Here is a 12,833-nt window from a genome sequence, read left to right on the forward strand (position 1 = left end):
TCCTTATATAAATTTCCCAGCACTACTTCTACTACTTTATGGTTTAGACATAATCATTTATGACTTTTTCAATTTTAATTACAAAGAAAAGATTCACAAAATCTTTACATTAGATTTGTTCCTTTTGCTTTACCACTTCTTGTATAATGCACATAGCAAAAACATTCTAGGAGGTTATTTTGAAAAAAAACAAACACACCTTTCACACATTATTAGAGATTTTTCTCGTCTCATTTAAATTAGGACTTACTTCATTCGGCGGTCCTGTCGCTCATCTCGGCTATTTTCACCACGAATACGTGCAAAAAAGAAAATGGATGGATGAACGAAGCTATGGAGATTTAGTAGCGCTATGTCAATTCCTTCCTGGTCCTGCCAGCAGTCAAGTCGGTATGGGGGTTGGATTATTACGGGGCGGGCTTTTAGGAGCTATTATTTCATGGATTGGATTCACTTTACCGTCTGTCCTTGTTTTAGTTTTCTTCGCCTCATTCCTTAATCAGTTCGATCTTGGGAGTGCTGGCTGGATTCATGGACTAAAACTTGTAGCAGTCGCTATTGTCGCTCACGCCATATGGGGAATGGCGCAAAAGTTAACTCCAGATCGCAACCGTGCGACGATTGCGATTGTAACTGCCGCAATCGCCTTATTATGGCCAAGTAGCTGGACGCAAGTCATCCTCATTATAATATGTGGCTTTATCGGCTGGTTTTTATATCGCAACCAACCAATTAGCCAATCTCAGCATATAAAAGTACCTATTTCAAAAAAGATAGCAGTTTCTTGTCTCGTCTTATTCTTTGGACTCTTACTACTGCTACCGATATTAAGACCGTTTTCTTATTACATCGCTTTATTTGATAGTTTCTATCGCTCTGGCGCACTTGTATTTGGAGGAGGACACGTCGTGCTGCCCCTTCTTGAAGGTGAGTTCGTACAAAACGGAATGATGACGAAAGAACAGTTCCTAGCTGGATACGGATTAACACAAGCAGTACCAGGACCACTATTTACATTCGCCTCTTATATAGGAGCAGTATTAAACGGGACGCTTGGGGCAATACTCGCAACAATTGCGATTTTCCTCCCTGCTTTCTTACTCGTTATTGGTGTTTTACCATTTTGGAACAGTGTGAGAAAAATATCATTCATACAAGGCGCACTACTTGGTGTTAACGCCGCAGTTGTTGGTATTTTAATTGCCGCTTTTTACGATCCCATTTGGACGAGTACAATTATAAATACTTCAGATTTCGTTTTCGCTTCGCTTCTTTTTTGCTTACTAGCTTTTTGGAAAACACCACCTTGGGTTATCGTTATACTCGGAGCCTTTGGCGGATATATTCTGTCCATTTTATAAATAAAAAAAACGACGGCATGATGTAGCCGTCGTTTTTCTATTAGAACTTCACAAGCTCTATTCCTTCTGGCAACTCACTCTCTGTTAAAATACGCAATTCCTTCACACGATCCATTACGTAAGAAGAACGCTTCACAAGCTCTGGATCAATATAAGCTGGATGAACCATAATTTCTACCGTTTGTTCACCTTGTACTCTTTCTTTTAACTTCACAAAGTAATCTTCCGTCACACCATCCGCATAAAAGTCACTGTAAAACACATCAGAAAATGGATGCACCGCTCTATCTTCCTCACAACGACGAATCGGAACATTATATTTAGCCGCTAATTTCTCAAGAACATCATGTAAAATCGGTAAACCATGCACATGATGATGACTATCTAAATGAGTTGGTGTTAATCCGTAAGATAAAAACTTCTCAATTTGAGCAGTCCATTCTCTCTCAACTTCTTCTGGATTTATATTCCCTTCCCTTACAACACTTTGTTTATGAAACGATCCGTCGCTACCTACAAGTGATGGTACGTCTCCAAGAAGTGGTTCCCCTGCTGTTAATACGAGATGTACTCCTATCCCTAACGTTTTATACTCTTTTGCTAAGCGTACCGCATGCTCTGTTCCTGGCATATTCATCATCATCGTCGTTGAATTTACAAGTCCATTTATATGCCCATCAATAATGCCGTAATTTGTACCTTCTGTAAGACCGAAATCATCTGCATTTACAATTAACTTAATCATCATAATACCTCCTAATAGAATAAAAAAAGCGGGCTAAATAGCGCCGCTTTTACTTCTCTACCTTTTTAAAGAACTGTGGAAGATACTCTTTATGTGCTTCCAACATTTCATCTAAAATTTGTTTTGCAACTTTATCTGATGGTACAAGTGGATTGATTGTCATAGCAAGCAGCGCCTTATGATAATCCCCTGTAACAGCAGCTTCAATTGTTGTGCGCTCGAATGATTTAATTTGTTGTACTAAACCGCGAACTGGTACTGGAAGATCTCCAACTGCAATTGGTTTTGGGCCTTCTTTCGTAATAATACAGTTCACTTCAACAGCTGAATCATGTGGTAAGCTTGCAATTGTTCCGTTGTTTCGTGTATTAACAGGCTGGATATCACCTTTATTATTGTAAATAGACGTAATTAAGCTACATGCTGCATCACTATAATAAGCTCCGCCACGTTTTTCTAATTGTGGTGGTTTAATATCTAAGTTTGGGTCTTTATATAACTCAAATAAATCATTTTCTAATTGTTTTACTACTTCTGCACGTGTACCTTTTTCAACAGAAGCCTCTTTCTCTTCTTCTAACATTTCACGTGTTTTGTAGTAGTAACGATGGTATGGACATGGAATTGCACGAAGGCCGCGAATAAAGTCTGGTTCCCAGTTAAGCGCTGCGATATTTTCCATCGTAATTTGCTTTTCTGGATCTGTCACAAGCTCTAACACACGATCCATTACACTTACGCCATCTAAGTATACATCTAGTCCGTATACCATATGATTTAAACCTGCGAAATCAACGTGGACACGACTTGCATCTACTTCAAGTAATCTTGCAAGACCCATGCGGATTCCGATTGGAACGTTACATAGACCAACTACTCTTTGAATATTTGTATAACGAAGGACAGCCTCTGTTACCATACCAGCTGGATTTGCAAAGTTAATTAACCATGCATTCGGACAGAGCTCCTCCATATCTTTACAAATATCTAAAATAACAGGAATCGTTCTCAACGCTTTAAATAGACCACCAGGACCATTTGTTTCCTGACCGATTACATCATATTTTAACGGGATTGCTTCATCTTTTGCACGTGCTTCTAATAAACCAACGCGAAGTTGTGTTGTTACGAAGTCTGCATCTTTTAATGCCTCACGGCGATCAAGTGTTAAATGAACCTCGATTGGTAAACCTGATTTTTTCACCATACGTTTCGCTAAGTTACCAACGATTTCTAACTTTTCTTTTCCTGCCTCAATATCTACTAACCAAATTTCACGAACAGGAAGCTCATCATAACGCTTAATAAATCCTTCAATTAACTCTGGTGTATAACTAGATCCACCGCCGATTGTAGCAATTTTAATTCCAGTCATGCTTTATTCCCCTTTCGCTTCAAACTTTTTATAAAGATCGATAAACTCTGCTGCTAATTCTTTTACTGTAATCGCATTCATTAAATGATCTTGTGCGTGAATTAAAAGAACACTAACCTCTGTTTTTTCTCCTCTTGCTTCTGATTGTATGAGCTCTGTTTGGAAATGATGCGCTTCATTAATCGCTTCTTTCGCCTTTACCATCGCTTCATCTGCTTCTACCATTTTCCCCTGTTTGGCAAATTGAAGTGCCTCCATCGCAAAGCTTCGTGCGTTACCACTATTTAAAATCAATTGGAATGGAATTTGTTCTGCTGTAGTCATCATAATTACCGCCCTCTCTATAAGGTTCAACCGATTTAAATACCCCTTCAGTTTGAACATGTCTATTAAAGTATGAATTTATTAATGATAGTTTAGTGTTCATATAGATGTTTTTCATCTTTTTGAACATGATATAAAGGTAATTGTTCTCACAGGTATCGTTGTCTATGAGAACAATTACTATGTTACATAGGTAAAGAATTACTATTACCTTGCGCTGCTGCTTTTTCAGTACGAACAACTGAACGGTCACATAACACAACGAATGGATAATAAATTACCATTGCAATTACAAAGTTGAATAACTGTAGAATTGCACCAGAAATATGTCCACCTGTTACAAGATAACCACTAATAATTGGTGGTGTTGCCCATGGAATCATCACAACTGTTTTTGGTACCCACCCCATAGATATAGCTGTATAAGAAGTAATTACTAATACAATTGGTGTTATGATAAAAGGTAAGAATAAAATTGGATTTAAAATAATTGGTGTACCAAATATTACTGGTTCGTTAATGTTAAATGCACCAGGTCCAATTGATAAGCGAGATACACCACGTAATTGTGCACTTTTTGCTACGAGTAATACCACTACTAAGAATGCTAATGTCGCACCAGAACCACCAAGGTATACGAAAGTATCAAAGAATGGTTTTGTAATAATATTTGGAACATCAAATGCAGATGTACCACCTTTGAATAAATTCATATTTTTCTCTAATGCCGGTAAGTATAATGGCTCAATAATACCACCAACGATATTTGGCCCATGTAAACCGAAGAACCAAAGAAGATGAACAAGGATTACAATGATAATTGCACTTGGTAATGTCCCTGCTAAACTTTGCAGTGGTGATTGAATCGTATTAAAAATAAATTCATGAACACTTGTACCAGATAATTTCACTGCTAATTGAATACCTGCAACTACTGTTAAGATAACAAATGCTGGAACTATAGCTGCGAAAGATCTTAAAACTGCTGGTGGTACTCCATCAGGCATTTTAAAAGTAATGTTTCTTTGTACAAAGAAACGGAATACTTCAGTAACAAGGAGTGCCACAATAATTGCTACGAATAACCCTTGTGCACCTGTCCAAGCTAAGTTCAATCCGCCTTCTTTCGGTGTTGTTGGTGTAAGAATAATTAACGCACCAAATGAAATAATACCTGCTGACAAACCATCAACGCCGTAAGATTTTGCTAAGTTATAACTTGTTGTAAATGCTATGATTAGTGCTAGAATCGCGAAAGAACCAGTCCACATTCCGCCGCCGACTTGTTTCCACGTTTCACCAAACAAACCTTTCATGAAATCTTGGAAAACTTCAGATGGAAAACCATTAATTAGTGATGCCAGTGCACCAACTAAAATAAGTGGCATAACTGCAATAAATCCGTCACGGATCGCAGCTAAGTGACGTTGCGATCCGATTTTACCAGCGACAGGAACAATATATTTCTCCATGAATGCAATAAACTTTTGCATTTCGCTTCCCCCCTAATTATTTTTTAAGTGTTAATGCGTGATCTAAAACTGCCTCTCCATTCATCATGCCGTAGTGCATTGGATTGATAACGTCGATTCCAACGTTTTTCTCATCAGCAAGCGTTTTCATTGAAGACAGCATGTAACGAACCTGTGGTCCTAGTAATAATACATCTGCTTGATCGATATTTGTTTTTACTGCATCCCCAGATACAGCCCAAATCTTTCCTTCTAGACCGCGAGCTTTTGCAGCCGCTTCCATTTTTGTAACTAGTAAACTTGTAGACATCCCTGCTGAACAACATAATAAAATATTCATTTGAAAATCCCCCTTGTGTAGTATAAAAAATTTATGTTTATTTATTTTTCTTTACGCTATTTATTAATGCAATTAGCGTGCCAACTTTTTAAAACCACTAAAATCAGTGCTTTTTCGAGCATTTTCTTTGTGTGTTAACGCTTTCAATTAGTGTGTCGTCCAAAAAACACACAGTGTGTTATAAAACAGCACGCTTTTAACACATAACTGTATGAAAATAGGTTAGTGTTTAGTTGTCTAGTTATGTTTAATATAAAAAAACACTAAAAAATTTTTTTCATCGTAGAAATCTAGTAAAAAACAACATTTTCTTGAGTTCAGTCTTCTATCTATTCTATTGTCCAAGCAAACTCTACTAAACTACATAGAATAGAATAAAATAACACAATTCGAAAGGGGATTCCTATGCCAAAACATAGAAAACAGAAGAAAATAAAGATTTATAGAATAACTAGCTATAAAAAAGACAAGCGCTCTGAATTAAACTCTGACAAATTTGAACTAGAACAACAGGAAATAGAAAATAATCAGGATAAGCACAGTAAACAAGACAATCCGAACAAGCAAGAACAATCGGAACCTATAATAGAAACAAGTTCACACAACTTAGATATATGGGATGAAATTTCTCTCAAAGAAATACAAGCTGGTGAACATACAAGTTTATTTACAGAACAAAGTAATTACCAAAATATTAATTTGTTACAAGTAAGCGATGTTCGTTTATATTTGGACAAGCAACTACAATTTAGTTCCGTCGATGAGCAAATTTATCATGAAGCACTTGTTCATCCAATTATGTCAAAAGTAATTGATCCGAAACGTATTCTTATATTAGGTGGTGGCGATGGTCTTGCTTTACGAGAAGTTTTGAAATATAAAACTGTGCTACATGTAGACCTTGTTGATTTAGATGGATCGATGATTGATATGGCTCGTAACGTTCCTGAATTAGTTTCTTTAAACAAAAGCGCATTTTTTGATAATCGTGTGAACACACACGTATGTGATGCAAAAGAATTTCTGAATTCTCCTTCCTCTTTATACGATGTAATCATTATTGATTTTCCAGACCCAGCGACAGAGTTGTTAAGTACTTTATATACAAGCGAACTATTTGCTCGTATAGCTACGTTTTTAACAGAAGATGGCGCATTCGTCTGCCAATCTAATTCCCCTGCTGATGCACCTCTAGTATATTGGAGTATCGGTAATACAATTGAACACGCTGGATTAACTGTAAAAAGCTATCATACAATCGTTCCTTCTTTCGGAACTGACTGGGGATTTCATCTTGCTACTAATTCTGCCTATGTACTCAATGAAATTGAGCAATTATATGTAGTACCAACTCCTCGAACATTGCCTTCTCTTCTTTTTCCTTTATTTCAATTTAAAGAAGAACATCTAGAACAACGTAACCTCGCTCTTTTAAATTCAGAATCAAATCTTATCTTACATCAATGCTACAAACAGGAAATGAAGTTTTGACGATATTAATAGTAAGGAGTGCTGCCCTATGGAATACTCTACCTTTGGCAAGCATATAATAGTAGATTTATGGGGAGTGGATTTTTCCCTATTAGATGATATTCACTTTTTAGAATACCATTTAGTTAACGCTGCAGATTACTCTGGTGCCCATGTTTTAAACGTAAGTAAAAAAGAGTTCCAGCCATATGGTGTTACTGTATTAGTGCTATTATCAGAAAGCCATCTTTCCATTCACACTTACCCGGAACAAAATTTTGCAGCTATTGACTGTTATACTTGCGGTACAACCGTTGAACCACAAATAGCGATTGATTATATCGTAAATATATTAAAACCGGAACGGATGCATATAAAAAGATTAATTCGTGGTATAGGAGAAATTGTTACTACCGATTAATTATAACTCTTACTCATCCGAAAAAGGAGGATTGTAAATACCATCAGTGGGATGAACATTCCACTGATGGTACAGGCACATACATAAAATGAAATTTTAATTAGTGGGAGTTTTACTGCCCGTTAATTCTAGATAAAAAAACCTTGCATAAGCAAGGTTCATTCGTCCACCGACATCTTCCTATATAACTCTACAAACTCACTCGCTAATTCTTTCACCGTAATTGCATTCATTAAATGATCTTGTGCGTGTACCATTAAAAGAGTAACTTCGGTCTTTTCACCACCAGCTTCTTTCTGGATAAGCTCCGTTTGTACACGGTGCGCCTCTTTTAATTCCTCTAGTGCTTCTTGTAATTTAGCTTCAGCTTCTGTAAACTCCCCACGCTTCGCACAATCAATTGCTTCCATTGAACAACTTCTCGCGTTTCCCCCATGCAAGATTAAATGAAAAGCTTTCGTCTCTATCGTATCCATTTTAGTTCTTTACTCCCCCTTTTCTTCCGCCAGTTTTTGTTTATCCCATATTTTTAAGAACGGTAAATAAATGAAGAATGCTAGCGCAAAGTTAACAAGTTGCAAAATAACACCTGAAATTTTCCCGCCCGATCCTAAATATCCACTAAAAAGAATAGGTGTCGTCCAAGGTACAGCGGCCCCACTCGGACGTGCGACCCATCCCCATTCCATTGCAAAGTAAGAAACAATTGTTAACACAACTGGAACTAATATAAATGGAATTAGTAAAAGTGGGTTCATTACAATCGGCATACCAAAAGTTACCATCTCATTAATATTAAATATACCAGGTGCAATTGACAATCTCCCTAAACTTTTTAATTGTTGACTTCGTGCAAATAGTAACATTCCGACAACTAGAGCAAGCGTTGCTCCAGAACCGCCCATATAAATCCATAAGTCAAAAAACTGTGCCGTAATTGTATTTGGTACATCTTGCCCAGCTTGAAAAGCAACTCGGTTTTGATCCATTAACGACAACCAAACGGGGCTCATTACACCACCAACAATAGTAGCACCATGAATTCCACACGACCAAAGAACATGAACGAGAATAACTGCTATTATTGCGCCCCAAAGACTAGCACCAAGTACACTAAGTGGTTCCTGTAAAATTTGTCCTACAATATTATGGATACTGCCAAAAGAAGTATTTTCTATAATTAAGCGTAAAATCCAAATAACTGTTACAACAATAAATCCTGGAACAAGTGCGGCAAATGAACGCGTGACAGCTGGTGGAACTGTCTCTGGCATCTTTATAATTATCTTTTTTTGTACAATAAATCGATACAGTTCAGTAGATATAAGTGCAATAATCATTGCTACAAATAACCCTTGGCTTCCCATTAATGCAGCTGGAATAGCACCTTCTACAAGTACACTTTCTTTTGTACTTGGTATAATATATGCAACTTGAAATGGCGTCGCAAGTAAAAACGTCACAAGCGACAATGCCCCGGATGCTAAAGCATCCACTTTATAATACTCTCCAAGCCTGTAAGCGATTCCAAAAACAGCTATTAAAGCCATTATATTAAAAGTTGCACTAACTGGATACCCTAAAGCTCTCTGCCAATTCTCACCAAACAAACCTGCCATAAACTCGTTATATCCGGGTATCGGCAGTGCACTAATAATGAGGAAAAACGATCCAATAATTAAGAAAGGCATCGTTAAAATAATTCCATCTCGAATTGCTTGTAAATGCCTCTGCTCTGCAACCTTCCCTGCTACCGGCATCACGTACTTCTCTAAAAACCGTATCATCTATCCCACTCTCCTCATGGTTTCATTGACAAAGCTGCTTGCAAGATAGCTTCTCCATTACAAAGTCCGTAATGAACGGATTGAATGACATCAACAGGTATCCCTTTATCCTTACATAATTCTTTCATTTTCGGTAATAAATAACGTACTTGCGGTCCAAGTAAAAGGACATCAGCTTTATCAATATGACTATTCACTTCAGAACCTGATACTGCCCAGATTTTCACTTCTATCCCTCTTGCCTCTGCTGCTTTCTCCATCTTTGTAACAATCAAACTGGAAGACATTCCCGCTGCACAGCAAAGTAAAATATTCATTCCGCTTCCCTCCCCCTTTTTCTAAACCTAAGTTATGGTGCATCCCTTGCCACCACTAGGTTACAAATATATATGTCTAGATTTCCTGCTGTATGCCGAGCTTAAAAACAAAAATTTCTTGGTTTTCACGCTATTCCATTTATCCGTATTCTCCTAGTAAAGAGGACTCTAACTCGCTATAATGATTCAGTATGATTTTTTTAATTGATAGGAGGATATATTTATGAAGGCATATCGCTTTCCACTTATTTTATTATCTTCTATCCTAATTGGTGGTTTCATTGGTTATTTCATGGGTGCCGATGCAGTTGCTTTAAAGCCGCTTGGTGATATTTTCTTAAACTTAATGTTTACGATTGTTGTACCTCTAGTGTTCTTTAGCATCGCATCGTCTATTGCTAATATGGATGGATTAAAACGTTTCGGTAAAATTATGTCTAGTATGGCTGGGACTTTCTTATTTACAAGTATTTTAGCTGCTATTTTTATGATTATTGTCGTGAAAGTATTCCCGCCAGCACAAGGTGTTGTACTAGAACTAACACAACCTGACAAAGCCGGCAAAGCTGTTAGTGTTGCAGATCAAATCGTCGGTATTTTAACAGTATCTGACTTCTCGAAGTTACTATCTCGTGAAAATATGTTAGCTCTTATTTTCTTCTCTATCTTAATGGGAATTGCAACTTCAGCAGTTGGCGAAAAAGGAAAGCCATTCGCTACATTCCTACAAGCTGGTGCAGAGATTTCAATGAAGGTTGTATCTTTCATTATGTACTACGCTCCAATCGGACTTGCTGCTTACTTCGCAGCATTAGTTGGTGAATTCGGACCACAACTTCTTGGAACTTACTTCCGAGCAGCAATGGTATACTATCCAGCTTCTCTTATCTACTTCTTTGTATTCTTCACGTTCTATGCATACCTTGCAGGTCGCAAACAAGGTGTACAAGTATTTTGGAAGAACATGGTCTCTCCTACAGTTACATCACTTGCAACTTGTAGTAGTGCCGCAAGTATTCCAGCGAACTTAGAAGCAACGAAGAAAATGGGTATTTCTTCAGACGTTCGTGAAACAGTTGTCCTTCTTGGTTCTACACTTCATAAAGACGGCTCTGTTTTAGGTGGCGTATTAAAAATTGCTTTCTTATTCGGTATTTTCAACATGGAATTCGAAGGACCGAAAACATTAGCAATCGCACTTGTTGTTTCTCTATTAGTAGGAACAGTAATGGGTGCTATTCCAGGCGGTGGTATGATCGGTGAAATGTTAATCGTATCTCTATACGGTTTCCCGCCAGAAGCACTGCCAATTATCGCAGCAATTAGTACAATCATTGATCCACCTGCAACGATGTTAAACGTAACAGCAGATAACGCTTGTGCGGTAATGACAGCTCGCCTTGTAGAAGGTAAGAATTGGATCAAAAACAAATTTGCTTAATAGCTAGAAAGAGGATGCTCTAAACGAGCATCCTCTTTTTGTCGTTATTTGTTGATAAGTTGATATTTCCTCTCGCCACAAATTTGTTAAAATCTTCACAAATATTCCACATCCATTATCCATTCTCCGTACTATAATCATGTATGGAAAAGGAGATGGACACGATGACACAAAGCGCACCAGAATTTAAAGTTTTGCAAAGCATTGCATTTCTCGCTGTCGTTTTGCAAAGTTCCTTATTATATACAATGAATCAAGGAAATGTCTTACTTGAGCAATCCCTCATTATGGGCATGCTATTTAATCTTGCAAAATTCTCAGCACCAGCATTCATATTTATCGTTGGATTTCACTTAATTCGTCACTATACGAAGCAATTAGTATATAAAGAATATATTTCTGAAAAAGCGACACACTTACTCATTCCTTATTTCTTTTGGTCTATTCTTTACTTATTAACAACAAATGATCTTATTACGTTACAAAGTGGAATAAAAAGTTTATTACTCGGAACAGCCGCGCCCCATCTTTGGTACGTTATTATGATGTTCCAAATTCACTTATTGTTCCCTTTACTATGCACACTTTTTTATTGGTTTCAAAAACGAACAGAAAATAAAAAAGACATATATAAATATATGACCTTTTTCGCTTGCCTATATTTTCTATTAATGTGGTTCTCTTCTCACTATATTTTTAATGGAGAAAAATTAACAAGTTCAACAATTTTACATTATACAGATCGATCATTTCTATTCTACTCATTCTATTTCGTTATGGGCGGCATTGCCGCTGTAGCACTAAAAACTTGGCGGCTATTCGTCATGAAACATATCCCGCTTATAACAATATTATTTTTCATCTTATTTTTATTCATCAATTATGAGTTGTTTAGTTTTTACGGAGCAAACTCTATTCATTTAACTGTTTCTACCTATTTAAAACCATCTATGTTTTTATATATCGTATGCGAAATTATCATACTGTATGTGTTATCTATTATGATAGTACAGCGTCGTGGTTTCTTATATAAAACGTTACGTTTCATTGGAAATTACACGTATGGTGCTTATTTAGCTCATTTATTCTTCTTGCAACTATGCACAAAACTTCTTTCCTTATTCACGCTGCAAGAAAATACTATATTATATAGCCTATTACTATTTGTGTTAACGGCTATTATCTCTATTTCAACAATGGTCATTTGTAGCACAATACCATTTCATACTTGGATTACAGGCCCTTCTCCTACAACAAAGATGAAATGGACGAAGGTTGTATTCCGAAAAAATCATAAAAAACTATTCAAGCCATATATTTGATATAATGATACGCATATAAAAAGAAAGCGAGAGACACCTATGATCAATCAAGTTGGACAAATTATGCTATATGTAAATAACCAAGACGAAACAGTACAATTTTGGACAGAAAAAGTAGGGTTCCAAATCATTGCGGAAGAAAATAACGGAAACGGATTCCGCTGGATTGAAATTGCACCGGCGAAAGAAGCAGGAACAAGCATCGTCCTTCACGATAAAGCGTTAATCGCGAAGATGCAACCTGAACTAAACCTAAATACACCTTCACTTATGTTCTTCTCAAATGACTTAGACCGTCTATATAAAGATCTTTCTGAGAAAAATGTCACAGTTGGACAGGTTGTAGATTTACCTACTGGTAGAGCATTCAACTTTGCTGATAATGAAAATAATTACTTTGCAGTAATGGAACGCAAATAAAAAATAAGCTATCCGAAAAAATCGGATAGCTTATTTCA

The 12,833-nt window shown here is 36.8% G+C and carries 14 protein-coding genes; 6 read left to right on the forward strand and 8 right to left on the reverse strand.

From position 1 onward, the window contains the following. The first annotated feature begins 179 nt into the window (after positions 1 to 179). Positions 180 to 1,361 (forward strand): chromate transporter, encoded by a 1,182-nt coding sequence (locus tag DN400_RS04950; protein WP_065229566.1) that lies wholly within the window; start codon positions 180 to 182, stop codon positions 1,359 to 1,361. A gap of 40 nt (positions 1,362 to 1,401) precedes the next feature. On the opposite strand, the gene chbG is transcribed toward DN400_RS04950, so the two are convergent. The 5 genes from chbG to DN400_RS04975 all read right to left on the reverse strand — a co-directional run bounded on the left by chbG (position 1,402) and on the right by DN400_RS04975 (position 5,617). After that, positions 1,402 to 2,106 carry a chitin disaccharide deacetylase gene (gene chbG, locus DN400_RS04955; protein ID WP_097913014.1) on the reverse strand — a complete coding sequence of 235 codons (705 nt, stop codon included), beginning with the start codon at positions 2,104 to 2,106 and terminating at the stop codon, positions 1,402 to 1,404. 49 nt (positions 2,107 to 2,155) lie between these two features. Then, entirely contained in the window at positions 2,156 to 3,481 is a 1,326-nt protein-coding gene (gene celF / locus DN400_RS04960) for a 6-phospho-beta-glucosidase (protein WP_000145762.1), read from the reverse strand. A gap of 3 nt (positions 3,482 to 3,484) precedes the next feature. Then, on the reverse strand, positions 3,485 to 3,808 hold the full coding sequence (locus tag DN400_RS04965; RefSeq protein WP_000989058.1) for a PTS lactose/cellobiose transporter subunit IIA: 324 nt from the start codon (positions 3,806 to 3,808) through the stop codon (positions 3,485 to 3,487). Positions 3,809 to 3,990: 182 nt separating this feature from the next. Next, positions 3,991 to 5,298, reverse strand: coding sequence for a PTS cellobiose transporter subunit IIC (celB, locus tag DN400_RS04970; RefSeq protein WP_097913016.1), 1,308 nt, complete (start codon positions 5,296 to 5,298; stop codon positions 3,991 to 3,993). A 16-nt stretch (positions 5,299 to 5,314) separates the two neighbouring features. Beyond that, complete coding sequence (locus tag DN400_RS04975) at positions 5,315 to 5,617, reverse strand: PTS sugar transporter subunit IIB (protein ID WP_001023567.1); 303 nt, start codon at positions 5,615 to 5,617, stop codon at positions 5,315 to 5,317. A 405-nt stretch (positions 5,618 to 6,022) separates the two neighbouring features. Between DN400_RS04975 and DN400_RS04980 the strand changes: the two genes are divergently transcribed. Together DN400_RS04980 and speD are read left to right on the forward strand one after the other, a co-directional pair. Beyond that, entirely contained in the window at positions 6,023 to 7,108 is a 1,086-nt protein-coding gene (locus tag DN400_RS04980) for a polyamine aminopropyltransferase (protein WP_098236340.1), read from the forward strand. Between the two features lie 28 nt (positions 7,109 to 7,136). After that, positions 7,137 to 7,508, forward strand: a complete 372-nt coding sequence (speD, locus tag DN400_RS04985; protein ID WP_065229569.1) for an adenosylmethionine decarboxylase — start codon at positions 7,137 to 7,139, stop codon at positions 7,506 to 7,508. Between the two features lie 158 nt (positions 7,509 to 7,666). Here speD and DN400_RS04990 read toward each other — a convergent pair whose 3' ends face one another. The 3 genes from DN400_RS04990 to DN400_RS05000 are packed head-to-tail and all read right to left on the reverse strand — an operon-like array spanning position 7,667 to position 9,612. Continuing rightward, entirely contained in the window at positions 7,667 to 7,984 is a 318-nt protein-coding gene (locus DN400_RS04990) for a PTS sugar transporter subunit IIA (RefSeq protein ID WP_000379645.1), read from the reverse strand. 9 nt (positions 7,985 to 7,993) lie between these two features. Next, positions 7,994 to 9,295: a PTS cellobiose transporter subunit IIC gene (gene celB / locus DN400_RS04995; protein ID WP_000617789.1), complete on the reverse strand. Its 1,302-nt coding sequence runs from the start codon at positions 9,293 to 9,295 to the stop codon at positions 7,994 to 7,996. Between the two features lie 14 nt (positions 9,296 to 9,309). Then, entirely contained in the window at positions 9,310 to 9,612 is a 303-nt protein-coding gene (locus tag DN400_RS05000; protein WP_001023543.1) for a PTS sugar transporter subunit IIB, read from the reverse strand. Positions 9,613 to 9,835: 223 nt separating this feature from the next. Here DN400_RS05000 and DN400_RS05005 point away from each other — a divergent pair, with 223 nt between their 5' ends. The 3 genes from DN400_RS05005 to DN400_RS05015 all read left to right on the forward strand — a co-directional run bounded on the left by DN400_RS05005 (position 9,836) and on the right by DN400_RS05015 (position 12,795). Next, complete coding sequence (locus DN400_RS05005) at positions 9,836 to 11,053, forward strand: dicarboxylate/amino acid:cation symporter (protein ID WP_000649376.1); 1,218 nt, start codon at positions 9,836 to 9,838, stop codon at positions 11,051 to 11,053. Between the two features lie 164 nt (positions 11,054 to 11,217). Continuing rightward, a complete protein-coding gene (locus DN400_RS05010; protein ID WP_065229570.1) occupies positions 11,218 to 12,375 on the forward strand; it encodes an acyltransferase in 1,158 nt (385 codons plus the stop codon). 39 nt (positions 12,376 to 12,414) lie between these two features. After that, entirely contained in the window at positions 12,415 to 12,795 is a 381-nt protein-coding gene (locus tag DN400_RS05015) for a VOC family protein (protein WP_000610162.1), read from the forward strand. Positions 12,796 to 12,833: the final 38 nt, after the last annotated feature.

The organism is Bacillus sp. AR8-1 (assembly GCF_008042345.1).
GTDB classification, from domain to species: Bacteria; Bacillota; Bacilli; order Bacillales; family Bacillaceae_G; genus Bacillus_A; species Bacillus_A cereus.